Genomic DNA, 24883 nt, shown 5'->3' on the forward strand with positions numbered 1-24883 from the left:
CGGACCGCTCCGAGGGGGCGGAGCGGTCCTGGCGGATCATCGGATCCACGAGACTTCGGCGCGGGAGGGGACATGCCGAGGTCTATTGGCACATTCGCGGTGCCGGTCTCCACATGGAAGTCTTTCCGAGAGACACCCAGACCTTACCGTCCCGATAGCAGGTAACGAAACTATACATAGGTATTGGGGATGATCTTGTTGATCCGGTCATCCCATCCCAATCTCGTCGGCCCCGCTGAAACCTGGACAGAAGTATAGGCCCAGCTACACCAGCATTGAATGTCCTGCATTTCAAATCTGCTCGACTGTTCTTTCAAGGCCAGCGAACAGGAACGCAAAATTGCCAGCCGCGCAACCAGATCGCCCCATTCCGAAATCCGTTCATTCCAGCCAAGGAGTATAGCCATGGACCATATCGAACTTGAAAATCGTCGCAAAGGCGCTCCACTGCCGCCTATCCTGGATATAGTCCCGTGCCGATCTTGAACAGAGGCGACGGCACAAGGCCCTGACCTAAGGCTTTTGCTAACGCAAAGCCTTCAGCATTTCCTAAACCCTCACAGCTAGAAGGTTACCATCCAGTTCTGGGGGAACGGCCGATGAGCATATCGGGTATTACGAGCATTGCTCTTTCGGGAATGCGGGCGCAGACCACACGTGTCGGCGCCATTGCCAACAACATCGCAAACAGCAGCACGCCGGGCTATGCCAGGCTGAATACCAGCCTCACCTCCGTTGTATCAGGCGGCGTCCAGGCCCTCGTCGGCCCGACGGCATCCGATGTCGATCCGGCCACCGAACTGACCGATCTGATCGAAGCCGAGCAGAGCTACAAGGCGAACGCCGTGGTCTTCGAGACCGGCGCCGATATGTGGGAAATGCTGATGAGCATCAAGCGCGATTGAGCACGCCCTAATTTCATCGAGAATTGGCTGGCTGAGAATTTCCCGCCAGCCTGAAAGTCGCGGCTATCAGGAATGCACCGGCTCGCCCTGGCGCTGGGCAGCAAGGGCAGCGAGATCGGCAGGCTTCAGCTCGACGGATTCGCCGCAGCCGCAGGCCGACGTCTGGTTGGGATTGGTGAAGGTGAAGCCGGAGCGCAGCGTCGTCGTCTCAAAGCCCATTTCGGTGCCGAGCAGATAGAGGGCTGCCGACGGCTCGACCCAGACTTTGGCACCATCGCGCTCGATCAGGTCGTCCTTGGCATTGGGCTCGGTCACCAGGTCGATGGTATATTCCATCCCGGCGCAGCCGCCCTTCTTGATGCCGACGCGCACGCCCTTGGCATCAGGCCCAGAATTCTCGACGATCGCTTTGACGCGGGCCGCAGCCCCGTCCGTCATGCTCATGATTGCAAAGCCCATCGGCTCATTCTCCTTCCGCAACCGGGGTCAAGATCCGGCGCATCGTGACTCAAATGTAGTACCCTGAGGTAAACGGATCAATACCGCGGGATCTCAGTACCAGCCGACGGCGACTTGCGCCTCTTCGGACATGCGATCCGGCGTCCACGGCGGATCGAAGGTCATGGCCACCTCGACGCCTGATACGCCTTCTACGGCGCCGACGGCGTTTTCGACCCAGCCGGGCATCTCGCCGGCAACCGGGCAGCCCGGGGCGGTCAGCGTCATCATGATCTTCACCATCCGGTCGTCTTCGATGTCGATCTTGTAGATCAGACCAAGTTCGAAGATGTCGGCTGGAATTTCCGGATCGTAGACGGTCTTCAGTGCGCTGATGACGTCGTCGCTCAGCCGCGCCAACTCATCGGCAGGAATGCTGGAATGCACGATGCCTTCGCGCACGTCGATCTTCTGTTCGCTTTCGTCCAGGCTCATTACGGACACTCCTCAAGCAAAGAACTTGCGCGCATATTCAAGCGCATCGGCCAGGGCATCGACCTCGGCGCGGGTATTGTACATGCCGAAGGATGCACGGCATGTGGATGTGACGCCGAAGCGTTTCAAGAGCGGCATGGCGCAATGCGTGCCGGCCCTGACCGCAACACCCTGCCGGTCGATCACCATCGAGACGTCATGGGCATGAATGCCGGCAAGCTCGAAGGAGAAGATACTCCCCTTGTCGGGCGCCGTCCCGAAGACCCGCAGCGAATTGACCGATTTCAGCCGCTCGACCGCATAGGCAGAAAGATCGGCCTCGTGGCGCGAAATCGCCTCGCGTCCAACCTTCTCCATATAGTCGAGTGCATAACCGAGCCCGATCGCCTGCACGATCGGCGGCGTGCCGGCCTCAAAACGATGCGGCGGGTCGTTATAGGTCACCATATCCTCGGCAACTTCGAAGATCATCTCGCCGCCGCCCTGGAACGGCCGCATCTCGAAAAGCCGCTCCTTCTTGCCGTAGAGCACGCCGATGCCGGACGGGCCGTAGAGCTTGTGACCGGTCATGACGTACCAGTCGCAATCGATATCCTGCACATCGACCGGCAGATGCACGGCGCCCTGGCTGCCGTCGATCAGCACCGGGATGCCGCGCTCATGCGCGATCCGGCAGACTTCCTTGACGGGAACGATGGTGCCGAGCGCATTCGACATATGGGTGATGGCGACGAGCTTGGTGCGCTCCGTCAGGCTTTTCTCGAAATCTTCGATATGGAAAGCGCCCTCGTCGTCGACTGGCACCCAGACAAGCTTGGCGCCCTGCCGCTCGCGGATGAAGTGCCAGGGCACGATATTGGAATGGTGCTCCATGATCGTCAGGACGATCTCGTCGCCTTCGCCAATCCTAGGCATGCCCCAGCCATAGGCGACGGTGTTGATCGCTTCCGTCGAATTCTTGGTGAAAACGATGTCGTTGACCGAAGGCGCATTAAGGAAGCGGCGCACCTTCTCGCGCGCTGCCTCATAGGCGTCCGTGGCCGCATTCGAGAGATAGTGCAGGCCGCGATGCACATTGGCATATTCATGGCTATAGGCATGCGAGATGGCGTCGATCACCACCTGCGGCTTCTGCGCCGAGGCACCGTTGTCGAGATAGACCAGCGGCTTGCCGTGCACCTTCTCCGCCAGGATCGGAAAATCCCGGCGAATGGCTTCGACGTCGTATTGGGTGGCCGGCGCTATCTTGTCCATTGATATATCCGATCAGGCGTGCTTTTCGAGCCAGGCCGAAATCACGCCTTCCAGCGCCTCGACAAGGGCTTCGTCTTCCAGTTCCTCGACGATCTCGGCGACGAAGGCGTTGACGAGCATCGCCCGCGCCTTGTTCTCCGGAATGCCGCGCGCCATCATGTAATAGAGATGATTGGCGTCGATATCGGTCACCGTCGCGCCGTGGCCGCACTGCACGTCGTCGGCGAAGATTTCGAGCTCGGGCTTGACCGAGAATTCGGCATCGTCGGACATCAGCAACGTGTTGCAGGCCATCTTGGCATCGGTCTTCTGCGCATCGGGCGCGACCCGGATCATGCCCTGGAAGACACCTTTGGCGCGGTCGAAGACGACGTTGCGGATCACTTCGGTCGAGCCGGTGTTCGGCACGTCGTGGCCGAGCACCATCGTCACGTCGGTATGGCTGTCGCCGCCGAGCAGGTTGATGCCGCGCAACGTCAGATCGGCGCCCTCGCCCGTCACCTTGATGTTAAGCTCCTGGCGCACCAGCCTGCCGCCGGCATTGATGACGAAAAGCCGGAGCTTGGCGTCAGCGCCGAGATCGATACGGATCTGCCCGAGATGCGTATCGTCGGGCCCCTGCTGCTGCAGGATGATCCAGGTCAGTTCCGTGCCTTCGCCGACCGTGATGTCGCTGACGTGGGACACGAGGGCCGCATCACCGGTCACCGTGAGGTGACGCTCGATGACGGTCGCCTTGACACCGGCGCCGAAGGCCACGGGAAGACGCGTATGTGCCTGCCCACCCGCATGGATGAACTGGATTTCAAGGGGGTTTTCAAGCTCGGCATCGGCAGGCACGTCGATGACATAGCCGTCGCGCACGAAGCTGCCATTGATCCGGCCGACGGCGTCGTCGCTGCCGAGCGCATCGAGCCCGCCTGCGGCAGAGCCGTCAAGCAGACGTTCAAAATAGGCCGAAACGCCAAGACCGTCGGCCGTAGCCTTCTGGTTGGAATGGCCCTGGATCACCGCCAGCACCGTGGCATCAGCAACGAGCGGCTCCAACGCCTCCGAGCCGGCATCGCCTGCCTGCGGCGGAACGGTGCGCAGCAGATTCTTGAGGTCGGTATAATGCCAGGCTTCGATGCGGCGCGTCGGCAGGCCGGCCTTCTTCAGGTCGTCGAGAAGCCGGTCGCGCAGGGCCGTCACCGCACCATTGCCCGGCAGCTCGCCGATCTGCTGGTTGAAGGCCTCGATCAACGCCGTCTCGGCCGCAGTCAGGCGGCTCGTCGTCTGCATGTTCATGGACGTCGTCCTTTCCACCCGAAACTCAGGCCGCCGTGCCGATAATGTCGGCATAGCCGTTGGCTTCCAGCTCATGCGCCAGCGTCTTGTCGCCCGACTTGATCACCTGGCCCTTGTAGAGCACGTGGACGGTATCCGGCACGATATAGTCGAGCAGGCGCTGGTAATGGGTGATGACCACAACCGCGCGGTCCGGCGAACGCAGCGCATTGACGCCGTCGGCGACGATCTTCAGCGCGTCGATGTCGAGGCCGGAGTCGGTTTCGTCGAGCACGCAGAGCTTCGGTTCGAGCAGCGCCATCTGCAGGATTTCGGCGCGCTTCTTCTCGCCGCCGGAAAAGCCGACATTCAGCGGCCGCTTCAGCATCTCGGTATTGATCTGCAACTTGCCGGCAGCATCCTTGACCCGGCGCATGAAATCCGGCGTCGTCAATTCGTCTTCGCCGCGCGCCTTGCGCTGCTCGTTCATCGCCACTTTCAGGAACTGCATGGTGGCAACACCGGGGATTTCGACCGGATATTGGAAGGCGAGGAAGATGCCCTTGGCCGCACGCTCGGCCGGATCGAGCTCGAGGATGCTCTCGCCATTATAGAGAATGTCGCCCTCGGTGACTTCGTAATCGCTGCGGCCGGAGAGCACATAGGAGAGCGTCGACTTGCCGGAGCCGTTCGGCCCCATGATGGCGGCAACTTCGCCGGCCTTCACCGTCAGGTTCAGGCCACGGATGATCTCGGTGCCGTCCTCGGCGATGCGGGCATGGAGGTTTCTGATTTCAAGCATTTCGTTCTTCCTGTCCATAAGGCGGGTCCAAGTGCCGCCTGATTGACCGTGCTCATCGGTCTCGATCGTCATCCTCGGGCTTGTCCCGAGGATCTAAGCCTTCAATTGTAATCGCTCCACTCCCGCGTATTCGGATGCGGTCGATAGATATTCTCGATTTCATCGATCCGCTCGTAAAGGTCGATCCAGGTCGGATTGATGCCCTCTATAAGCTTGATTTTCCATTCACGCAGGTAGCGTTTCAAAGACTTCTCTCAATCGGATCGCCAACACGATGTTCGAGTGGTTCTCAAACCAGACAAGACTCTTTGCTCTGTATTTCTGCGTAAAGCCCTTCTGGATCTCGTTGCGGTGTTCCCATATGCGTCCGTGCAAATCACTCGTGACGCCGGTGTAGATCACGCCTCGCGGTTTGTCGGACATCATGTAGACGAAACCACTCATCCTTTGTTCTCTGGCCGCTGCAGATCCTCGGGACAAGCCCGAGGATGACGGAAACCGTGTTTACCCCACCGAGCCCTCGAGCGAGATGCTGATCAGCTTCTGCGCCTCAACAGCGAATTCCATCGGCAGTTCCTGCAGGACTTCCTTGACGAAGCCGTTGACGATCAGTGCGATCGCCGCTTCGGTCGGGATGCCGCGCTGCAGGCAGTAGAACAGCTGGTCCTCGGAGATCTTTGAGGTTGTCGCCTCATGCTCGAACTGCGCCGTCGAATTCTTCGCCTCGATGTAGGGCACGGTATGGGCACCGCACTTGTCACCGATCAAAAGCGAATCGCACTGCGTGAAGTTGCGCGCATTCGACGCCTTGCGGTGAGCCGAGACCTGGCCGCGATAGGTGTTGTTGGAAACACCGGCCGCGATGCCCTTGGAGACGATGCGGCTCGACGTGTTCTTGCCGAGATGGATCATCTTGGTGCCGCTGTCGATCTGCTGATGGCCATTGGACACGGCGATCGAGTAGAATTCGCCGCGGCTGTCGTCGCCGCGCAGGATGCAGGACGGATACTTCCAGGTGATCGCCGAGCCGGTTTCGACCTGCGTCCAGGAGATCTTCGAACGGTCGCCGCGGCAATCGCCGCGCTTGGTGACGAAATTGTAGATGCCGCCCTTGCCGTTCTTGTCGCCCGGATACCAGTTCTGCACCGTTGAATATTTGATCTCGGCGTCATCGAGCGCAACCAGCTCGACCACGGCGGCATGCAATTGGTTTTCATCGCGCTGCGGCGCCGTGCAGCCTTCGAGATAGGAGACGTAGGCGCCCTCTTCCGCAATGATCAGCGTGCGCTCGAACTGGCCGGTGCCCTTCTCATTGATGCGGAAATAGGTGGACAGCTCCATCGGGCAACGAACGCCCTTCGGCACGAAGACGAAGGAGCCGTCGGTAAAGACCGCCGAATTCAACGTCGCGTAATAATTGTCCGAGGTCGGCACGACCGAGCCGAGATATTTCCGGACGAGATCGGGATATTCGCGGATGGCTTCCGAGATCGACATGAAGATCACGCCGGCCTTCTTCAGCTCTGCCTTGAAGGTGGTGACGACCGAGACGCTGTCGAAAACGGCGTCGACGGCGATCTTCGGCTTCTCGACGCCGGCAAGAATCTCCTGTTCACGCAGCGGAATGCCGAGCTTCTCATAGACCTTCAACAGCTCCGGATCGACCTCGTCGAGCGACTTCGGACCCGGCGTGCTTTTCGGCGCGGCGTAATAATAGATGTCGTTGAAATCGATCTTCGGATAGTTGACGCGCGCCCAGGTCGGCTCTTCCAGCGTCAGCCAGCGACGATAGGCCTCGAGACGCCATTCCAGCATCCACTCCGGCTCCTGCTTCTTCGCCGAAATGAAACGAATGATGTCCTCGGACAGGCCTTTTGGCGCCTTATCCATCTCGATGACGGTCTCGAAACCGTATTTGTACTGGTCCACATCGATCAGGCGGACCTGGTCGATTGTTTCCTGCACGGCAGCCATCTCATTCTCCAATCTCGCCGGATACAAGGTCCGGCAGCTTGTAGCGTTTGGGCAATTGTCTTGCCCTTTATGTAAGAGGCCAAAAGGGACTTTTCAGCCCGATTGGCAAGCAGAAATTTGCGTTTCCGCAAGTTTTGACGGGTCAAGCCGCCTCGCCCGCCGACCTCCGCCGACAGGCAATCTTCGCGAAAGCCGCAATCGCCCTGTCGACATCGTCTTCCGTCGTCGAAAAGCCGAGCGAGATGCGTAGCGCTCCGAGCTTGGCGTCACGTCCCATTGCCGTCAGCACGTGGCTTTCCCCGAGCCGACCGGATGAGCAGGCCGAACCTGCAGAAAGGGCAACGCCTTCGAGATCGAAGGCGATCTGCCCGGTCTCAGCCTTCAGCCCCGGCAGGGTGAAGAAGACCGTATTGGCGACGCGCTCGCCGCCCTCGCCGTGGATCATCACATCGGATGCCGCCTCACGCATGCCGGCTTCCAGCCGCTCGCGCAGCGTGCCGATCGTCGCATTGCGCGCCTCGAGTTCGTCGGACGCAGCTTCTGCCGCCGCGCCGAAGCCGATCAGCGCCAGAGAATTCTGTGTCCCTGAGCGGTGACCCCGCTCCTGCCCGCCGCCCTGGATCAGCGGCCTGGGCATCAGCGCCTCGCCGCGTGCGATGAGCGCGCCGGCCCCCTTCGGCCCGCCGATCTTGTGCGAGGAGACGATCATGAAATCGGCGCCGATCTTCTCGATATCGAGCGCGATGCGGCCTGCCGCCTGCACGGCGTCGACGACGAAGAGCCCGCCATGGGCGTGGACGATCTTTGCCGCCGCCTCAACCGGCTGCACGATGCCCGTCTCGTTGTTGACGAGCATGATAGCGACCATCGGCAGGCCGGCGGCCTTGTCATGCGCATCAAGCCGGAGGCCGAGCGCATCGAGATCGACGATTCCGGCTTCCGTCACCGGGATCTCCGTCATACTCTCCCTGGCGAAGCGGCCGCCTTCGCGCACAGCCGGATGCTCGATCGCCGAAAAATAAAGATGGCCGAGCCGAAGCGGCGTGCGGCCCATGCGGAAATCCGGTGTCAGCACCAGGTTAGCGGCTTCGGTCGCACCGCTGGTAAAGACCACATTGCCAGGACCGGTGCCGGCAAGTGCCGCCACCTTGCGCCGTGCGCCTTCGATGGCGGCGCGCGCGGCGCGGCCCTCTCCGTGCACGCTGTTCGGATTGCCAAACACATCGATGGCGCGCATGATCGCCGCGCGTGCTGCGGGGTGCAGCGGCGCTGTGGCATTCCAGTCGAGATAAAGGCGTGGCGGCGCCATGATCTTCAGTCCTGCGCTTGACGAGCTTGCTTCAGCGGCCGCGGTTCATTTTTCTTGAAATTTCCGCCGGGCTTGCCTTATGACACGTTCCACGATGCGTGGATCGCCATGCAAGTTTCGAATTGTTCTAAACTGCGTTTTAGAAAAGCTGACAACACTAGTCAAGTCATGTTGTCATCCAGCGCAGCGCGAACGCGAAATAAAACCCGGAGTACCAATGCCCGAAGTTATTTTCAACGGCCCAGCCGGCCGTCTTGAAGGCCGCTACCAGCCCTCCAAGGAAAAAAGCGCGCCCATCGCCCTGATTCTGCATCCGCATCCGCAGTTCGGCGGCACGATGAACAATCAGATCGTCTATCAGCTCTTCTACATGTTCCAGAAGCGCGGGTTCACGACGCTGCGCTTCAACTTCCGGGGCATTGGCCGCAGCCAGGGTGAATTCGACCATGGCGCCGGCGAACTCTCGGATGCCGCCTCGGCGCTCGACTGGGTGCAGAGCCTGCATCCCGATTCCAAGACCTGTTGGGTCGCCGGTTATTCCTTCGGCTCCTGGATCGGCATGCAGCTCCTGATGCGCCGGCCGGAGATCGAAGGCTTCATGTCGATCGCGCCGCAGCCGAACACCTACGACTTTTCCTTCCTGGCGCCCTGCCCCTCTTCTGGCCTGATCATCAACGGCGAAGCCGACAAGGTGGCGCCGGAAAAGGATGTCAACGGCCTGGTCGAGAAGCTGAAGACCCAGAAGGGCATCCTCATCACCCACCGCACCGTTGCCAACGCCAACCACTTCTTCAATGGCCAGGTGGAAACACTGATGGGCGAATGCGAGGATTATCTCGACCGTCGCCTCAACGGTGAACTGGTGCCGGAACCGGCCGCCAAGCGGATTCGCTGACACCACAAAATCTCGGCCTCATCGATGCCGTGACGGTCCGGAACACCACCGGGCCGGATGTGTCAGAACAGATCACCTACCGTGTTGCAATGTATGTTGCAGTGCGGTAGGGTCCTCGCGATCCTAACAAAAGCGAGGTCCGCAATGACCAAGTCGTTCGGGGAAGTCCTGGATAAGTATAGGGGAATTGGTCCGGGGTTCGATTTTCTTCGAATAGGGCTCGCCTTTTCCATCGTATTGACCCATTCCTTTTTGTTAACCGAGAACAATGACTTCATCAGGGGGTCGGTATTCTGGTTTACTGAATACGCTCTTGTTCCGATGTTCTTCGCTTTGAGCGGATTTCTGATCGCCGGCAGCGCCCAGCGACTGAGCCTCCGGAATTTCCTGATCAACCGAGGCTTGCGCATCGTCCCGGCCCTGGCGGTCGATATCGTCGTCTGTTCGTTGATTATCGGGCCGATCATAACGGTCGTTTATCATTCCGAATATTTTACCGATCAGCGATTTTTCAAATACTTCCTGAATATCGTCGGCTGGATCCATTACGAGCTTCCGGGCGTGTTCGAGAATAATCCGAGTCAACGGGTCAACGGCGCTCTCTGGACGGTTCCCTGGGAGATCTTCTGCTACATCATCATGTCGTTCCTGATGATCACCGCCATCGTCAAGACGCGCTACAAGCTGCTCGCGGTGACGATCGCCTACATCGTCATCGGCCTTATCGTGCAGAAGATGCCCTATCTGTTACCTGATACAATCAAGCCGATCGCTCGCTTCCTGTTCATGAGCCGAGGCTCCCAGCTGATAACCGCCTTCATGATGGGCATCGTCGCCTTTCAGTTCAAAGCGGTCATTCCGCATTCCCGCTGGCTGTTCGCCGCCGCCTGCCTGATTTGCATCGTCGCCATTCTGACCCTGGACAGCCGGGCGACGGAGTCGGTGATGAACCGACCCCTGGTCATCACCTCTCTCGTTTACATCACCGTCTTCGTCGGCCTGTCTGAGGTGCCCATTCCGGCCTTTTTCAGGAAGGGCGACTATTCCTACGGCGTCTATCTCTATCACGACCCGTTTTTGCAGATCTGGATCAGCTCGTTCCCGTCGGTGTTTCTCTATCCGAAATATGGTGCGCTGGCGCTCTATCTCGTCGGCCTGCCATCGGCTCTCGCCGTCGCGGTGCTGTCCTGGCATTTCATCGAGAAGCCGATCCTTGGCCTTCGCAAGAAGTTCTCGTTCATTGCTCAGGTCAGGGGCGTCGAGGATGGCAACCAGGCTGGTCGCGAATCAAATGTCCGGCCGGTCGCGGTAAAAAGTTAGGGCATTGGCGGCCGCATGTCGGCGGTGAGTTCGGAAGCCGTGCCAAGCACTCCGTCGATCGGGATCGGCGCGCGTTCGCGCATGCCGATCTTTCTGAGGACGCGTTGCGAGGCGATGTTTTCGGGATGCGTGAAGGCGATGAAGCCGGATGCGAACTGCCTTTCGAAGAACAAGTCGGCCAAGGCGCCTGCCGCCTCCGTTGCCAGGCCCTTGCCCCACGCCTCCTCGCGCAGGGAATAACCGAGTTCGAATTGCTCGCTCCTGAACTTCGAAAGGCCCGCGCGGCCGACGAAGTTGCCGTCCTCGGCGAGGAGCTTGTATTTGGTCGTGCCGTCGCGCGCCTGCTCTTCGAACCAGCCCTTCAGCCGCTGCTCAGCCTTCTCGAGGCTCCACGGCGCATTGCCGGACAGATAGCGGGTCGTCGCCATCGTCGAATGCAGCTGCTGTACCAGGCCGCATCGCCTTCGTCCCACATGACCAGGCTGAGCCGTGGCGTCTTTAGTATGACCCTCTGCTCTCTCATGGCGTTGCCAGCACCCCGCCGCTGACTGGGATGCCCACTCCCGTTGTGCCGGGAAATGTCAACGGCAGCCCGTCCAGCGACCGGACGGCGAGATAGGCCCAGGCCTCGGCTTCCATCGCGTCGCCATCGAAGCCTGCCTCCTCGGCGCTCAGTACCTTCGAGCCGAGCCCTTCGGCCATGACCGAAAATTCCGCCATCAGAGTGGCGTTCAGGCGCCCGCCGCCGCAGACGATATAGACCGCTGGGGTCTCGGGCAGGAAGCTGGCGGATTTGATGATCGAGGCGGCGGCGACATGCGCCAGCGTCCGGGCGCCGTCTTCAAGGCTCGCCTCCTCCGGCCGAAGCGGCGCAAAATCGCCGCGGTCGAGCGAGCGGCGAACATTGCCGCGAAAGAATGGGCTTTGCAGATAGCGCTCCGCCAGGCTGGCAACGACCTTGCCGCGCCCGCCGATCTCGCCGCCCGGATCATAGGTTCTGCCGGTCTGCATCTCCACCCACTGGTCGATCAGCGTATTGCCCGGCCCGCTGTCGAAGGCCGATATCCGGCCGTCCGTGCCGATAGAAGTGAGATTGGAGATGCCGCCGATATTGACGAAGCACACCGCCTGTCCCTGCTGTTGGAATTTTCCCGCGAGTGCTGCGTGATAGGCCGGCACCAGCGGCGCACCCTGCCCGCCATGGACCATGTCGTTGGCGCGCATGTCGTAGACCACCGCTATCCCGGTTCGGCGCGTCAGTTCCGGGCCGTCGCCGATCTGGATCGTCAATCCCTCATCAGGGCGATGAAGCACCGTCTGGCCATGGAAGCCGAGAACATCGACGCCATCGGCTAAGAGCTCGAAACGCTCCATGAATGCCGTAACGGCAATTGCATGCCGTAAGGTCAGTTCCAACTCGATGGCACGAAGCTCAGCGGGCCGTTCGTTCCTGTCGCTCAGTGGACGTGCGATTTCCAGCGCCCGTTTGAGCTGCCCGCGAAAATCGGCATCATAGGGCACGCCCATGAATGGTCCGCGCTCGATGAAGCCGCGGCCGTCGGTCCTGATCAGCGCGACGTCGATTCCGTCCATCGACGTGCCGCTCATCAGACCGATCGCGGTCCTGATGATATCCATGAGGCTTGCCTCCCATGCGATTCCCGGATGCACTTTTATAAAAACAGTGCTAAACGCGCCGCGACAGATCAACAACAACGAACTTGCGTGAGGCCCACTCGGGTAAGCGCAGACACCAAGAGACGAAACCCATGTCCGAGTTCAAGTCCGATTTCCTCCGCACGCTGAAAGAGCGCGGCTTCATTCATCAGGTCTCCGATGAAAGCGGCCTCGATGACCTGTTCGCCAAGGAAACCGTGACGGCCTATATCGGCTTCGATCCGACGGCGCCCAGCCTGCACGCCGGCTCGCTGATCCAGATCATGATGCTGCACTGGATGCAGAAGACCGGTCATCGCGCCATCTCGCTGATGGGCGGCGGCACCGGTATGGTCGGCGATCCCTCCTTCAAGGAAGAAGCGCGCCAGCTCATGACCGTAGATACGATCGAAGGCAATATCGCCTCGATCAAGCGCGTCTTCTCAAATTACCTGAACTACGGCGACGGTCCGAAGGACGCGCTGATGATCAACAATGCCGAATGGCTGCGCTCGCTGAACTACCTCGAATTCCTGCGCGATGTCGGCAAGCACTTCTCGGTCAACCGCATGCTGTCCTTCGACAGCGTCAAGACGCGTCTCGACCGCGAACAGTCCCTGTCCTTCCTGGAATTCAACTACATGATCCTCCAGGCCTATGACTTCGTCGAGCTTGCCAAGCGCTACGATTGCCGCCTGCAGATGGGTGGTTCGGACCAGTGGGGCAATATCGTCAACGGTATCGATCTCGGTCACCGCATGGGGACACAGCAGCTCTATGCACTGACATCGCCGCTGCTGACGACGTCATCCGGCGCCAAGATGGGCAAGTCGGCAACAGGCGCTGTCTGGCTGAATTCCGACATGCTCTCGGCCTATGATTTCTGGCAGTACTGGCGCAACACCGAGGATGCCGACGTCTCGCGCTTCCTGAAGCTCTACACCACGCTGCCGATGGATGAAATCGCCCGTCTCTCCGCACTCGGCGGCTCGGAGATCAACGAGGTCAAGAAGATCCTTGCGACCGAGGTGACGGCAATCCTGCACGGCCGCCAGGCCGCTGAACAGGCCGCCGAAACGGCACGCAAGACCTTCGAGGAAGGTGGCCTCTCGGAAAATCTTCCGTCGGTCGACGTGCCCGCCTCCGAGCTCGACGCTGGCATCGGCCTTCTGTCGCTGATCGTACGTGCCGGCCTTGCCGGTTCGAACGGCGAAGCGCGCCGTCACGTCCAGGGCGGTGCGGTCCGCATCAACGACGAGGCGGTCAGCGACGAACGCAAGATGATCGGCAGCGGCGAAATCACCGCCGACGGCATCATCAAGCTCTCGCTCGGTAAGAAGAAACACATCCTGATCCGCCGCGCGGCGTAAGCGGCTTTACCGAACAGATACCTAAGCCGGCGCCCGCGCTGGCTTTTTCTGTGCCTCACTATTCGGGTCGGCGAGCAAGATCATTCAGCTCCCCGTCGGCATTCCGCGTCATCTCGTTTGGTCTCCCGGAGAAGATAGCCGGCGGATCGACGCTTGAATCGGGCTTCACTCGCGACCACCAACTGATCGAGAAGATCGGCGGCGTCATCATCGCGTCGAGGGGAACCATGAGGACGTGGTCGGAACGGATGACCGCCTCTTGCGACTTCAGCCGCACGACCTTTTCCGCGGCAAGCGAAGTGTCGGCAATTGTCACAGCCATCATGGCGGCCGATGCGAAAGAAACTGTCCGGGCGCACTGCATCGCATCCTCCGACATTGCACCGACCGTTGCTTCCTGGCCGGGACAATATAGTACATCAGATTTTCCTAAAATAGGCAAAGCATCAATGTCGGACTTGTCAGGATAGGTCGGAATTGGCCTTGCCGAGAACGAACTCGCGCATTCCTCTGCTGCGATCCGGCAACAAGTCACACACCGGACGCTTTGTCGGAACCTTTTGCACCTGCCGGGATTTGCGACCTCCCGGCTTCACCCGCCTCACTGGAACTCAAAGATCTGCCGGAAAACGCCAGGCGCGATGATCGACAGCGGGTTGATCTGCAGGTTCGGCTGGTCGAACTTGCCTGTCAGCTTGAAGGTGATGCCGATCAGGCCGCGGTCGCTGCCATTGCCGAGAATGACGCCGATCAGCGGCAATTCGGCAAAGAGCCGGTTGAGGCCGTAGGCCGGCATGAAGGTGCCGGTCATGTCCATGTTGCCCTTGCGATCGCGCACGATGCCTTGGAAGGTTGCGCCGATCTGGTCGCCGCGCAGCACGCCGTTCTCGATGCCGACCATGCCATTGCGCGAGACGACACGGGCAAAGCCGCGCTGGAAGCGCTGCGACGAGGTATCGATATCGCGTTTGACGGCTTCGTTGAGGCTGCGCTGCTCATTTCCCACAGGTGTCGAAACGATCGACCGCAGGCGTTGTTCGTTGACGATCGCGAAGCGGCGCACGTCGAGCGAGCCATCCCAGCCGCCCTCTGCCCCCAACCGGATCGCCAGATTAAGCAGGCCGCCCTGCATGTGCTGATAGAGATCGGCGAAACGTGACACCGCGCCGGCATCGCCACTGGTGATGTTGATGACGCCGCCGTCCTTCATCTGGCTGACCACGGCCTCGCCGCTGTCGGTAACGGCGGAGAAATTGAGCGCCTGCAGCTTGTCGCCGCGCAGTGATATTTGCGCCTGGAAATTGCCGACCTTCTCGTCATTGAAGCCGATGACATTTTTCAGCCTGGCACGCACCGATACGCCGGTGTCGCCGGCATCCCCATCATCATCGCCGTCCGAGCCCGATTTCAACCGCGCGATGACCGGCCGCGCATCGGCGCTGTCGCCGGAGACCGAGACGTCGAAATTGCCCTTGCTACGTTTCACCGACAGGGCGAAATCGTCGAGCGAGGACAGCTTGACGCTGTCGAAATCAGCCGAGATCAGCCCGCCTTTGCCAATGTTCAGCGATCCGTTGGCGCCGAAACCATCGCCCTTCAGTCGAAAATTCTTGATCTGGGTATTGTCGGCCGGGCCGGACGTTTCGAATTCGGCCGTGGCGGCAATGCCGCTGCCCTTCGACCAACCGATCCAAGGCAGTTCGAGCAGCGACTTGGTGAGGTCGAGCTGGACGTCCTGCCGGTCGTCGTCGATCCGCGTCAGCACCATCTTCACGCTGCCGCCGACGATGCCGGAAAGGCCGGGTATCAGCTTGTTGCGCTGGTCCTCGGAAAGCGTCGCGGTGATCACCCGCTGCCGCACCGCCGTGTCGGATGCCTCGACCGGTTCGGTAAGGTCGATATCGGCCGGGACACCGTCGATCTGGGCCTTGGCGTCGAGCGTGATCCGTTTCGGATTGCCGTTCAGCGTGCCGTCGAGATTGCTGATCGTGCGGCCGGAAAACGGCTTGGCAAGATCGATATCGGTGAGCTTCATTGCCGCCGTCCATTCGGCCGGCGGCGGGTTTTGCGAGGAGAGCAGACCGAAATGCGCCTTCACATTTGCCTCGATCCGGCCCTTGAGATCGTCGGGCGTAAAGCCGGCGCGCTGCAGCACCCGGATCGGCCTGTAGGTCAGAAGCTCGCCAACGGCGTCCGCCGCTCCGGAGACCGCAAGATCGATATCGGCCATCAGAGGTTTATCGTAGGTGGCAGGCAAGATGAACGTCCCCTGCCCGAGACCGACGGACCGGCCGGAGGGGAAATAAGACGTGCCGCTCTTGATCGCGATCGTCGCAACCGGGCCGGTCAGGTCGAAATGTGCTGACGTGTCGCGGATCGGCGGAATGTCTCCGGCAACGTTCATCCGCGCACCCGTGATGTCGAAGCCGATGCGGATCTGGTTGGCGTCGAGCTTCAATCCCTTGCCGCCGGCTGCCTCGTCCAGCCTGCCGAAGGGAATGAAGACGGAAATGGCGGCATCGGTGACGGTGCCGCCGAAGAGATTGCCGTGCACCCAGTTGCGCACCTTGGGCGCCATCCAGAACGGCCAGAGCTGCTTGATCGCTATCGTCTGCAACTGCGACGACTGGCCGGCGAAGCTGATCTCCGGTGATTTGTCGCCGAGCTTGACATCAAGTGATCCGTAGAGCGCCCCAAGCGGGCTGGAAACGGTCATGTTGGGAAACTGGAATTCGCGGGCGGCGACCATGTAGCGCCCCGTCGCCTGGATGTCGAAGGAGAGCGGCTGCTCGCCGGAGCCGCCGGGGGCTGCCGTGCCGCCGCTGACGAGCAGGTCGATGCCGAAGCCTTTGCCGGCCTGCGGGTCGAGCTTGTCGAGATCGATCAGGGCGCCGTTGATGGGAAGCGTGGTCGCGCCGAATCGGGCGTTCGACCTGGCGATCTCGAGCGTCTGCTTGGAGAAATCATAGACGAGATTGATTTGGCCGCCCGACAGCTCCTGCGGATCGCCATCCGCATAGATCTGGCCAGGATCGATGTCGATCGTCGCCGCAAGCGCCGGCGGCGCCCCATCGCGCGCTCTGGTGGCCGACACCGTCAGGTCGACAAAAGCGCTGAGCCCCTGCCGGATCACGCCCTGATCGTTGCGTTTCAGCGCAAAGGGCGTGAGGTCGGCATGCTTCAGCGTCGCCACGACCTTCGACACGTGGCCGTCTTCCTTCTCGGCCAGCATGTCGAGCTCCGCCACCTCGCCGTTGAGCGCGACTTCGCCGGTCAATTGCAACGAGGACGGGCCGGCATGGGCAAAGACGAGATTGTCGATGACAAGCGACAGCGGACCGTTGGCGGTATCGGCAAGCTTGATGTCGATGCCGGAGATGCGCACCGAATTCGTCGAGCCGCGCGTCACGATGCTGTCGAACATGTCGAACTGCGAGAAGATCCTCTCCATCGCCCCCGGTACGGCGTCGATGCGCAGATCGTCGAGCTTGACGGGATTGCCGGAGGGCAGAAGCGCGGTATCGAGCGCGATATCCTCCGCTTCGATATCCGCGACGGCGATGCGGCCGCGGAAAAGCTGCAGCGGATCGAGCCCCAGCCGCACCGAACCCGTCGTCGACAGGTGCTGGCCGCTCTCCTCGTCGATCATGTTGACGTTGCGCGCTTCAAGCGCCAGCCGAAAATCCGAAGTGAAGCGGATGACGGTGGAGCCGACCTCAGCGCGGTAGCGCGGTCCGGCCACACCATTCAGCGCCGCCTGAGCCTGCTGCGACAGCGGCTTGTCGAACATGCCGCTCTCGACGGTGAAAACGATGCCAGCGAGAATAAGGAGAATCAGTCCCAGAAATCCTGAGGTCAGCTTCGCCGTGCGGCGCATCGGCGAACGCGGCGGCGGGCAATGAACGATGATCGGATCCTCGGCCTGGGCGGACGGCAAGCGGTCCAGCGCAACGATATCCTTCTTGCGAAACGTGACCTTTTCGCCGCGGATGGCTGACATGCGCCCTCGGGCTCTCCCTTTAAGTGAAGAATTGAACCCGGCCATGCTGGACGGGTATCCGTCCACTATATAATTCGGGGAGAGAAAGTGTCATCCACAAACCCGGCAAAAGAAAGGTTTTCCCAATGGCGGTTCCCGGCATCGGCGTCTCGGCCCCTGATTTCAACCTTCCCCGCGACGGCGGCGGCCGCGTCACGCTGGCCGAATTCCACGGCAAGCCGCTCGTATTGTTCTTTTATCCCAAGGACGACACGACGGGCTGCACCGCAGAATCATTGGCTTTCACCGCGTTAGCAAGCGAGTTCGAAGCGGCCGGTGCTGCCGTCATCGGCATGTCGCCCGATTCGGCCGCCTGCCATGACAGGTTCATCAAGAAGCACCGTCTTTCGGTGGCGCTTGCCTCGGACGAGGAAAAGACGACGCTGCAGGCCTATGGCGTCTGGAAGGAAAAGAGCATGTACGGCCGCAATTTCATGGGCGTCGAGCGTACCACCTTCCTGATCCGCCAGGACGGCACGATCGCCACCATCTGGCAGAAGGTGAAGGTGCAGGGCCATGCCGAAACCGTACTCGAGGCCGTGAGGAATCTGGCGGCGTGACCGGGCATCTGGCGATAAGCTCGCTGCGCGGCGGCGCCATCGATGCGATCAACTCGGCCGATCTCGACCGCAAGACGGCACTTGCGCAGGAAAGCGCCACCCGCTGGTTCGCCCGCCGGGTGTCGCTGCGCTCGCCACTCGATGCAGACCTGCCCGACAGGCCCGGCCGGCCCGACAAACCGGTGCTGACACCGCCGACCCAGGTGGAGAAGCGCTCGCTGCATACGCTCAAAGGACGGATCGCTCTGCTCCACGCCATCGCTCATATCGAGCTTAACGCCGTCGATCTGGCGCTCGATATAGTTGCGCGATTCGCGACCGAGCAGGTGCCGAATTCCTTTTTCGACGGCTGGATGCAGGTCGCCTTCGAGGAGGCGAAGCATTTCCGCATGGTGCGCGCCAGGCTCAACGATCTCGGTGCTGATTACGGTGACCTACCCGCGCATGACGGGCTCTGGAAGGCCGCCCATTCGACGCGCAACGACCTGACGGCAAGGCTGGCCGTCGTGCCGCTGATTCTGGAAGCCCGTGGCCTCGACGTTACGCCGTCGTTGCAGACAAAGATGCGCCAGACCGGCGATCTCGAAAGTGCCGATGTCCTCGACGTCATCTATAACGACGAGAAAGGCCATGTCGCCGTCGGCGCCAAATGGTTCCGCTTCCTCTGCGCCCGCGAGAAACGCGACCCGGCAAAAGCCTTCCAGGAGCTGGTACGGGCCAATTTCCGCGGACCGCTGAAGCCGCCCTTCAACGACCTTGCCCGCGCCGAAGCCGGGCTGACGCCGTCCTTCTACAGATCGTTGGCATCGATCAGCCACGCTTGAAGTCACTGAAATTTATGATGCGACGGCGGCAATGAAAGCATTCATTAACCATAACAGTGTCTAATTTTCCGAAAGAGGCGTAGAGCATCAATCGGGAGAGCCTGCGTGAACAGCGGACATCAGCACCGGGTATTCGGCAGGCGGGCACAGGAACATATCCTCATCCTGGCAAGCGGTGACAAGGTTCGCCATATGACGGTCCGGCCCTGGATGGCTGCGGTGGCCTTCTGCTTCGTCGGCGTGTTCTCGATCGGCTACCTCTTGGCCACGTCCTATCTCGTGCTGCGCGACGACCTGATCGGCGCCACCATGGCCCGCCAGGCCCGCATGCAGCACGATTATGAAGACCGCATCGCTGCCCTCCGCGCGCAGGTCGACCGCATCACCTCCCGCCAGCTTCTCGACCAGCAGGTGGTCGAAGACAAGGTCGACAAGCTGATGGAGCAGCAGATGGCGCTCACCTCCCGCCATGGCAAACTCGACAATCTGCTCGACCGGGCCGAAAGCTCCGGCCTGACGGAAAAAGATGGCGCCCTGCCTGCGCCGTCTTCGCCCGTTCAGTCCTATGCCCCCGATATCAAGGACAAGCGTGCTTCACTCACCGGCGGCGGCATCGAGGCGATCGAGAAACAGCTGGCAAGCGGCGCGCCCGCCGATGCGACGCCCGACAATTCGACGCTTGCCTATGTGCCGGCGACCGACACGGTCGGCGACCGTGCCGACCGCATCTTCTCCAAGGTGACGCTATCGCTGAAAGATGTCGAACAGGACCAGTGCAGCCGTGTCGAACAGCTGACGAGCGATGCCGGCAATGCCGCCAACGCCATCGAGACCGTGCTGACCCGCTTCAAGATTCCGATGCCCGAGACCGCCGCCAAGAAAGACGATGACGATGCCGTCGGCGGCCCCTATGTCGAGCCCGAAAGCAACGACGACTTCAACAATTCTCTGGTCGCGCTCGACGGCGCGTTGACCCGTCTCGAAGAGGTGCGCAGCACCGCCGAATCCCTGCCTTTCCGCAATCCCGCTATCGGCAAGGACGTGACGAGCCCGTTCGGCAATCGACGCGACCCTTTCCTCGGCCGCCTCGCGCTCCATTCCGGCATCGACTTCCGCTTTTCGCCGGGCGAAAGGATCCGCCCGACGGCCCCCGGCAGGGTGATTTCGGCCGGTTGGACCGGCGGCTACGGCAACATGGTCGAGATCGATCACGGCAACGGCATCTCGACGCGCTACGGGCATATGTCCCAGGTCCTGGTCAAGGTCGGCGACACGGTCGATCGCGATGACGTCATTGGCCTTGCCGGTAGCACCGGCCGCTCGACGGGCACGCACCTGCATTATGAAGTGCGCCAGGACGGCCACGCGGTCGATCCAGTATATTTCATGAATGCCGGCCTTAAACTCGCCACCTATATCAAGTAACTCCTGCCCGGTAACCAACGCTTCACTCTGCAATGGGTGCGGCGTCTCTATTTCTTGACTTGCCGGCCATTCGGGGCTATGTCGCGCTGCATTGCGGCATGCAATCCCGCCGACTCGTTCAGAGCTCGGCCGAACGGAATGGAAACAGTTTTCCCTTTGACGACATTTGCTGACCTTGGCTTAAGCCAAAAAGTGCTATCCGCTGTTACGGACGCGGGCTACACGATCCCAACGCCTATTCAGGCGGGCGCCATCCCGTTTGCGCTCGAGCGCCGCGATATTTGCGGCATCGCGCAGACCGGCACTGGCAAGACGGCATCCTTTGTTCTGCCGATGCTGTCGCTTCTGGAGAAGGGCCGTGCGCGTGCGCGCATGCCCCGCACGCTGATTCTCGAACCGACGCGCGAACTCGCCGCTCAGGTCGCCGAGAATTTCGAGAAATACGGCAAGAACCACCGCCTTAACGTCGCCCTTCTGATCGGCGGCGTTTCCTTCGAGGACCAGGACCGCAAGCTCGAGCGCGGCGCCGATGTGCTGATCTGCACGCCCGGCCGCCTGCTCGACCATTTCGAGCGCGGCAAGCTGCTGATGAGCGGCGTCGAGATCCTCGTCATCGACGAGGCCGACCGCATGCTCGACATGGGTTTCATCCCCGATATCGAACGCATCGCCAAGATGATCCCGTTCACCCGCCAGACGCTGTTCTTCTCGGCAACCATGCCGTCGGAGATTCAGAAGCTCGCGGACCGCTTCCTGCAGAATCCAGAGCGCATCGAGGTCGCAAAGCCGGCTTCCGCTGCCGCGACCGTGACGCAGCGCTTCGTCGCTTCGCACGGCAAGGATTACGAGAAGCGAGCGGTTCTGCGCGAACTCGTCCGCGCCCAGACCGAGCTCAAGAACGCTATCGTCTTCTGCAACCGCAAGAAGGATGTCGCCGATCTCTTCCGGTCGCTTGAACGCCACGGCTTCTCCGTCGGCGCCTTGCATGGCGATATGGACCAGCGTTCCCGCACGATGACGCTGCAAAGCTTCCGCGACGGCAACCTCCAGCTTCTGGTTGCCTCCGACGTCGCCGCCCGCGGCCTCGACATTCCCGATGTCAGCCACGTCTTCAATTTCGACGTGCCGATCCATTCCGAGGATTACGTCCACCGCATCGGCCGCACCGGCCGTGCCGGCCGCTCGGGTGCCGCCTTCACCTTGGTCACCAAGCGCGATACCAAATTTGTCGACGCCATCGAGAAGCTGATCGGCGAAAAGGTCGAATGGCTGAGCGGCGACCTGAATTCCCTGCCACCGGCAGAAGAAAGCCGGGAAACTGAACGCCCGCGGCGCAACAGCCGCGAGCGTGGTGCCAGAGATGGCGCAGCCCGAGATCGCGCGCCGAGAGAGAATGGCGACAGGGATCGTGGCCGCGGACGCGGCAGTCGCAGCGCTGCGAGTCATAAATCTGACAACGACATCCAGGATAATGGCGTAGACGTGATCGAAGCAGCACCAGTAAAGGCCGACATCGTGAAGAACGAGCGCAAAGCAGAGCAGAAGCCGCAGAACAATGCGCGTAACAATCGGCCTTACCCGGCAAATGATGACAGCCGCGACCGCCGCCGTCATCGCGATCACGACGACGGCCCGACCCCGATCGGCTTCGGCGATGATATCCCCGCCTTCATGCTGATCGCCGGCAGCGCCAAGGTCTGAACTTCCAATGGGGAGGCCCGGTATTGATTTTCCGGGTCTCGGCGTCGGCTTGGTGATTCTGCGCGACGCCAGGATCCTTCTCTACAAACGCATGCGTCCACCTGAAGCCGGCTATTGGAATATCGTCGGCGGCAAGGTGGATCACATGGAGCCGGCTGAGGAAGCTGCGCGCCGCGAGGCCGAAGAGGAAACCGGCCTGACGATCGGCCGCATCGAGCGACTCGGCATGAGCGAGCAGATCATCGAGGCCGATCGCCAACACTGGATCTCGATCCTCTATCTCGCCCGTGACGTCGACGGCGAGCCGCAACTGACCGAACCGGACAAGCTTTCGGATTTCGGCTGGTTTCCCCTGACGGATCTGCCCGAGCCGCTGTCGGCCTTCACCAAGGCTGCCATAGCAGCCTTGCCGACTGCCGAATGCGGCTAGTCATTCGGCGCGAAGCGACGCCTCATAGGCAAGCCGCACCCATTTCGCCATCAGATCGGGATCGTCGTAGGCCTCGTCGGGGATTGACCAATAGGGCATCTTCACCGGCTTGCCGTTCTTGCCCTCATACGTCCATTGGGTGGCACCGGCAGCGGCAAATTCCGGGGCGCTCGTCTCGTCGGCCTTCAGCAGCATCTCGTCACGCACTTCAAGCGCGATGATGCGCCCGAGATGATAGATGCCTTTGCCGCCGAACATGCGCTTGACCGTCACGGGGCCAAGCCCCTGAAACATTTCCTCGATCCCGGCATTGTCCATTCTTTATTCCTTCGAAATCCCGGCCACTGCAATCACAGCGCGTGATAATCCCGGTTCAGATAGATAAGCGCCGGGTGTTTTTCGCTGAAACGGACGGCCGCGACCTCGCCGAAGATGACGTTGTGCGTCGGCAGTTCCTTGATATCGATCACCCGGCAATCGAAGGCGGCAAGCGCGTCGGCGAGCACGGGCGCGCCGGTGGCAAGCATCTCGAAACGGGCGCTGGCGAAACGGTCGTCATTGGCAAGCGACGTGCGCCCGGAAAAGGCATCAGCAACGCCCTGATGATGGGCGCCGAGCGTGTTCAGCGCGAAAATGCCGCTGCGAAAGAAGATCTCGTTCTTCGGATTGGTGTTGTTGAGGCAGACCAGCACCGAGGCCGGATTGTCCGAAACCGAGCAGGCGGCCGTGATGGTGACGCCGCGGCGCAGCTCGCCCATCGCCGTCGTCACGAGCTGTACATGGCCGGCATAACGGCTCATGGCATCGCGATAAAGGCCAGGGTCGATATGCTGCCTGTTCAACACCTGCTTCTCCCGTACGCGCTTATTCTGCCTACTGCATAAATCCCTAAATCGGAATCGATTTAAGGACAAAATTATGCAGCCATTCAAAGTGCTACAGCGTCGTTTGCGCGCCTGAAAAGACGCGCGGCGCTGTAGTTCGACTTGCTATCGCGCCAATATGGCGAGCATCGGTTACCTTTTCTACAATAGGACCGGTGAAAAGCGCTGTGTTGCGCTTGTTTTTCTTTGACGATCGCGGCCTTGCGGATAAAAGGGCATGACGATGGCTAGGGATCTCCGCCTTTCATGATCAACCTGCGTGGCATAGCAGCTTTTCTGGCGCTGCTGGGAGCGGCGGCGCAAGGCCATGCGGCCGGCGTGACAATCGGCGTTGTCGCCCCTCAGAACGGCCCGCTCGCCCTCCTCGGCGCCCAGATTACCGCCGGTGCCGGCTTCGAGATTCAGCAGTCAGAAAATACCCTCGTCGCCATCAACGAGACCTGCGAGGACAACAGCGGTGCTGCGGTCGCCGATGCTCTTGTCAATGCCAAGGTGCAGGTCGCGATCGGCTTTCTCTGCAGCGAAACGCTGGAAGGCGCGCTGCCGAAGCTGAAGGACGCCAGTATTCCCGCGATCACCGTCTCGGTGCGCTCCCGCATCCTCATGGAGGATGCGTTGAAGAACGGCTGGCCGCTCTTCCGGGCAGCACCCGCCGACGGTGCCGAAGCGGCAAAGATCATCGAGGCGATCCTGAATGACTGGGCCGCCGATCCGATCGCCCTGATCGAGGACGGCACCATTCATGGCCGCGAGCTGACGGAAGCGGTGCGCAATGCGCTGGAGCAGAACGGCCTGAAGCCGGTCTTTACCGATACCTACCGGCCAGGACAGGAGCAGCAGATTGCCCTTGTCCGCCGCCTGAAACGGGCCGGTGCCACCAGGGTCTTCATCGGCGGCGACCGCAACGACGTCGCCGTCATCGCCCGCGACGCCAAGGCGGAGAATATCCCGCTGTCCATCCTCGGCGGCGATGCCATGCGCGCTGCCGACCAGCCGCTGCCGCTGAATGAAGGCGTGCGCGCTGTCGCCCTGCCCGAATACGCCGTTCTACCGGAAGGCACGGCTGCGGCCGACGCGCTGCGCGCCAAAGGCATCGAGCCGGAAGGCTATGTCCTGCCGTCGCTGGCCGCGGCACTCATTGCCGGCCAGGCGGGGCAAGCCGCCGCTGCGGCGGGCAAGCCCCTGCAGGAGACGCTTCTCGGCACGACATTCCAAACGCCGGTCGGCGCCATCGCCTTCACCGATGCGCATGAGCTTTCGCAAAACCCCTACCGCCTGCTCGAATGGCGGGGCAACGGCTTTTTTCCACCTGGCGCGCCGACACAATGAGCGGCGC

Annotated in this window: 25 protein-coding genes and 1 pseudogene; 10 read left to right on the plus strand and 16 right to left on the minus strand. The window is 61.1% G+C overall.

The annotated features are described in order from the left end of the window. Positions 1-170 precede the first annotated feature (170 nt). Positions 171-407, minus strand: a complete 237-nt coding sequence (locus U5G49_RS10605; protein WP_193442343.1) for a hypothetical protein — start codon at positions 405-407, stop codon at positions 171-173. A gap of 192 nt (positions 408-599) precedes the next feature. On the opposite strand from U5G49_RS10605, the gene U5G49_RS10610 reads away from it, so the two are divergent. After that, positions 600-905, plus strand: coding sequence for a flagellar basal body rod protein FlgC (locus U5G49_RS10610; protein WP_193442345.1), 306 nt, complete (start codon positions 600-602; stop codon positions 903-905). Between the two features lie 66 nt (positions 906-971). On the opposite strand, the gene sufA is transcribed toward U5G49_RS10610, so the two are convergent. From sufA to U5G49_RS10655, 9 genes are all read right to left on the minus strand, one after another. After that, positions 972-1364 (minus strand): Fe-S cluster assembly scaffold SufA, encoded by a 393-nt coding sequence (gene sufA / locus U5G49_RS10615; protein WP_011652130.1) that lies wholly within the window; start codon positions 1362-1364, stop codon positions 972-974. Between the two features lie 93 nt (positions 1365-1457). Next, positions 1458-1838 (minus strand): SUF system Fe-S cluster assembly protein, encoded by a 381-nt coding sequence (locus U5G49_RS10620; RefSeq protein ID WP_003559708.1) that lies wholly within the window; start codon positions 1836-1838, stop codon positions 1458-1460. 12 nt (positions 1839-1850) lie between these two features. Further along, positions 1851-3092, minus strand: coding sequence for a cysteine desulfurase (locus U5G49_RS10625; protein ID WP_018445227.1), 1242 nt, complete (start codon positions 3090-3092; stop codon positions 1851-1853). Between the two features lie 12 nt (positions 3093-3104). Further along, a complete protein-coding gene (sufD, locus tag U5G49_RS10630) occupies positions 3105-4379 on the minus strand; it encodes a Fe-S cluster assembly protein SufD (RefSeq protein WP_028733776.1) in 1275 nt (424 codons plus the stop codon). 25 nt (positions 4380-4404) lie between these two features. Further along, a complete protein-coding gene (sufC, locus tag U5G49_RS10635; RefSeq protein ID WP_018445225.1) occupies positions 4405-5160 on the minus strand; it encodes a Fe-S cluster assembly ATPase SufC in 756 nt (251 codons plus the stop codon). Positions 5161-5261: 101 nt separating this feature from the next. Further along, entirely contained in the window at positions 5262-5405 is a 144-nt protein-coding gene (locus tag U5G49_RS10640; protein ID WP_080764107.1) for a GIY-YIG nuclease family protein, read from the minus strand. Next, a complete protein-coding gene (locus U5G49_RS10645; protein WP_246288704.1) occupies positions 5386-5604 on the minus strand; it encodes a GIY-YIG nuclease family protein in 219 nt (72 codons plus the stop codon). Before U5G49_RS10645 ends, U5G49_RS10640 begins: the two co-directional genes overlap by 20 nt. A 60-nt stretch (positions 5605-5664) precedes the next feature. Further along, complete coding sequence (gene sufB / locus U5G49_RS10650; RefSeq protein ID WP_018242169.1) at positions 5665-7134, minus strand: Fe-S cluster assembly protein SufB; 1470 nt, start codon at positions 7132-7134, stop codon at positions 5665-5667. Positions 7135-7276: 142 nt separating this feature from the next. Further along, positions 7277-8443, minus strand: a complete 1167-nt coding sequence (locus tag U5G49_RS10655; RefSeq protein WP_193442348.1) for a cysteine desulfurase family protein — start codon at positions 8441-8443, stop codon at positions 7277-7279. A gap of 217 nt (positions 8444-8660) precedes the next feature. Here U5G49_RS10655 and U5G49_RS10660 point away from each other — a divergent pair, with 217 nt between their 5' ends. Both U5G49_RS10660 and U5G49_RS10665 read left to right on the plus strand, forming a co-directional pair. Further along, positions 8661-9338, plus strand: coding sequence for an alpha/beta hydrolase (locus tag U5G49_RS10660; RefSeq protein ID WP_003559715.1), 678 nt, complete (start codon positions 8661-8663; stop codon positions 9336-9338). 144 nt (positions 9339-9482) lie between these two features. Then, entirely contained in the window at positions 9483-10658 is a 1176-nt protein-coding gene (locus U5G49_RS10665) for an acyltransferase family protein (protein ID WP_193442350.1), read from the plus strand. On the opposite strand, the pseudogene U5G49_RS10670 reads toward U5G49_RS10665, so the two are convergent. Both U5G49_RS10670 and U5G49_RS10675 read right to left on the minus strand, forming a co-directional pair. After that, positions 10655-11181 (minus strand): annotated as a pseudogene (locus U5G49_RS10670) (GNAT family N-acetyltransferase). The gene U5G49_RS10665 and the pseudogene U5G49_RS10670 overlap by 4 nt on opposite strands. Further along, positions 11178-12296: an anhydro-N-acetylmuramic acid kinase gene (locus U5G49_RS10675; protein ID WP_193442352.1), complete on the minus strand. Its 1119-nt coding sequence runs from the start codon at positions 12294-12296 to the stop codon at positions 11178-11180. Before U5G49_RS10675 ends, U5G49_RS10670 begins: the two are co-directional and overlap by 4 nt. A gap of 131 nt (positions 12297-12427) precedes the next feature. On the opposite strand from U5G49_RS10675, the gene tyrS reads away from it, so the two are divergent. Next, positions 12428-13684, plus strand: a complete 1257-nt coding sequence (tyrS, locus tag U5G49_RS10680) for a tyrosine--tRNA ligase (protein WP_112903266.1) — start codon at positions 12428-12430, stop codon at positions 13682-13684. 58 nt (positions 13685-13742) lie between these two features. Here the strand turns inward: tyrS and U5G49_RS10685 are convergent, their stop codons facing one another. Beyond that, positions 13743-14063, minus strand: a complete 321-nt coding sequence (locus U5G49_RS10685) for a hypothetical protein (RefSeq protein WP_026188406.1) — start codon at positions 14061-14063, stop codon at positions 13743-13745. Positions 14064-14285: 222 nt separating this feature from the next. Next, on the minus strand, positions 14286-17684 hold the full coding sequence (locus U5G49_RS10690) for a YhdP family protein (RefSeq protein WP_193442355.1): 3399 nt from the start codon (positions 17682-17684) through the stop codon (positions 14286-14288). Positions 17685-17809: 125 nt separating this feature from the next. On the opposite strand from U5G49_RS10690, the gene U5G49_RS10695 reads away from it, so the two are divergent. The 5 genes from U5G49_RS10695 (at position 17810) to U5G49_RS10715 (ending at position 22663) form a co-directional block, all read left to right on the plus strand. Beyond that, on the plus strand, positions 17810-18283 hold the full coding sequence (locus U5G49_RS10695; RefSeq protein WP_018242176.1) for a peroxiredoxin: 474 nt from the start codon (positions 17810-17812) through the stop codon (positions 18281-18283). After that, positions 18280-19107 (plus strand): ferritin-like domain-containing protein, encoded by an 828-nt coding sequence (locus U5G49_RS10700; protein WP_193442358.1) that lies wholly within the window; start codon positions 18280-18282, stop codon positions 19105-19107. Before U5G49_RS10695 ends, U5G49_RS10700 begins: the two co-directional genes overlap by 4 nt. A gap of 105 nt (positions 19108-19212) precedes the next feature. Further along, positions 19213-20532, plus strand: a complete 1320-nt coding sequence (locus U5G49_RS10705; RefSeq protein WP_193442360.1) for a peptidoglycan DD-metalloendopeptidase family protein — start codon at positions 19213-19215, stop codon at positions 20530-20532. A gap of 138 nt (positions 20533-20670) precedes the next feature. Continuing rightward, positions 20671-22233 carry a DEAD/DEAH box helicase gene (locus tag U5G49_RS10710; protein ID WP_018242179.1) on the plus strand — a complete coding sequence of 521 codons (1563 nt, stop codon included), beginning with the start codon at positions 20671-20673 and terminating at the stop codon, positions 22231-22233. A 7-nt stretch (positions 22234-22240) separates the two neighbouring features. Continuing rightward, positions 22241-22663: an NUDIX domain-containing protein gene (locus tag U5G49_RS10715; protein ID WP_193442362.1), complete on the plus strand. Its 423-nt coding sequence runs from the start codon at positions 22241-22243 to the stop codon at positions 22661-22663. Here the strand turns inward: U5G49_RS10715 and U5G49_RS10720 are convergent, their stop codons facing one another. Continuing rightward, positions 22664-22981, minus strand: coding sequence for a TfoX/Sxy family protein (locus tag U5G49_RS10720; RefSeq protein WP_018072246.1), 318 nt, complete (start codon positions 22979-22981; stop codon positions 22664-22666). A gap of 32 nt (positions 22982-23013) precedes the next feature. Next, positions 23014-23508, minus strand: coding sequence for a flavin reductase (locus U5G49_RS10725; RefSeq protein ID WP_018242181.1), 495 nt, complete (start codon positions 23506-23508; stop codon positions 23014-23016). 285 nt (positions 23509-23793) lie between these two features. Between U5G49_RS10725 and U5G49_RS10730 the strand changes: the two genes are divergently transcribed. Further along, a complete protein-coding gene (locus U5G49_RS10730) occupies positions 23794-24876 on the plus strand; it encodes a branched-chain amino acid ABC transporter substrate-binding protein (protein WP_193442364.1) in 1083 nt (360 codons plus the stop codon). Positions 24877-24883: the final 7 nt, after the last annotated feature.

It is taken from the genome of Rhizobium indigoferae (assembly GCF_034554815.1).
GTDB lineage: Bacteria > Pseudomonadota > Alphaproteobacteria > Rhizobiales > Rhizobiaceae > Rhizobium > Rhizobium leguminosarum.

Excerpts from the sequence above, each read along its gene's own strand:
- U5G49_RS10685 (WP_026188406.1), bottom strand. The coding sequence starts at position 14,063 with ATGTCGGAGGATGCGATGCAGTGCGCCCGGACAGTTTCTTTCGCATCG.
- U5G49_RS10620 (WP_003559708.1), bottom strand. The coding sequence starts at position 1,838 with ATGAGCCTGGACGAAAGCGAACAGAAGATCGACGTGCGCGAAGGCATC.
- U5G49_RS10715 (WP_193442362.1), top strand. The coding sequence starts at position 22,241 with ATGGGGAGGCCCGGTATTGATTTTCCGGGTCTCGGCGTCGGCTTGGTG.
- sufB (WP_018242169.1), bottom strand. The coding sequence starts at position 7,134 with ATGGCTGCCGTGCAGGAAACAATCGACCAGGTCCGCCTGATCGATGTG.
- U5G49_RS10675 (WP_193442352.1), bottom strand. The coding sequence starts at position 12,296 with ATGGATATCATCAGGACCGCGATCGGTCTGATGAGCGGCACGTCGATG.
- U5G49_RS10660 (WP_003559715.1), top strand. The coding sequence starts at position 8,661 with ATGCCCGAAGTTATTTTCAACGGCCCAGCCGGCCGTCTTGAAGGCCGC.
- U5G49_RS10655 (WP_193442348.1), bottom strand. The coding sequence starts at position 8,443 with ATGGCGCCGCCACGCCTTTATCTCGACTGGAATGCCACAGCGCCGCTG.
- sufA (WP_011652130.1), bottom strand. The coding sequence starts at position 1,364 with ATGGGCTTTGCAATCATGAGCATGACGGACGGGGCTGCGGCCCGCGTC.
- U5G49_RS10730 (WP_193442364.1), top strand. The coding sequence starts at position 23,794 with ATGATCAACCTGCGTGGCATAGCAGCTTTTCTGGCGCTGCTGGGAGCG.
- U5G49_RS10645 (WP_246288704.1), bottom strand. The coding sequence starts at position 5,604 with ATGAGTGGTTTCGTCTACATGATGTCCGACAAACCGCGAGGCGTGATC.
- U5G49_RS10690 (WP_193442355.1), bottom strand. The coding sequence starts at position 17,684 with ATGTCAGCCATCCGCGGCGAAAAGGTCACGTTTCGCAAGAAGGATATC.
- U5G49_RS10695 (WP_018242176.1), top strand. The coding sequence starts at position 17,810 with ATGGCGGTTCCCGGCATCGGCGTCTCGGCCCCTGATTTCAACCTTCCC.
- U5G49_RS10720 (WP_018072246.1), bottom strand. The coding sequence starts at position 22,981 with ATGGACAATGCCGGGATCGAGGAAATGTTTCAGGGGCTTGGCCCCGTG.
- sufD (WP_028733776.1), bottom strand. The coding sequence starts at position 4,379 with ATGAACATGCAGACGACGAGCCGCCTGACTGCGGCCGAGACGGCGTTG.
- sufC (WP_018445225.1), bottom strand. The coding sequence starts at position 5,160 with ATGCTTGAAATCAGAAACCTCCATGCCCGCATCGCCGAGGACGGCACC.
- U5G49_RS10665 (WP_193442350.1), top strand. The coding sequence starts at position 9,483 with ATGACCAAGTCGTTCGGGGAAGTCCTGGATAAGTATAGGGGAATTGGT.
- U5G49_RS10605 (WP_193442343.1), bottom strand. The coding sequence starts at position 407 with ATGGCTATACTCCTTGGCTGGAATGAACGGATTTCGGAATGGGGCGAT.
- U5G49_RS10625 (WP_018445227.1), bottom strand. The coding sequence starts at position 3,092 with ATGGACAAGATAGCGCCGGCCACCCAATACGACGTCGAAGCCATTCGC.
- U5G49_RS10610 (WP_193442345.1), top strand. The coding sequence starts at position 600 with ATGAGCATATCGGGTATTACGAGCATTGCTCTTTCGGGAATGCGGGCG.
- tyrS (WP_112903266.1), top strand. The coding sequence starts at position 12,428 with ATGTCCGAGTTCAAGTCCGATTTCCTCCGCACGCTGAAAGAGCGCGGC.
- U5G49_RS10710 (WP_018242179.1), top strand. The coding sequence starts at position 20,671 with ATGGAAACAGTTTTCCCTTTGACGACATTTGCTGACCTTGGCTTAAGC.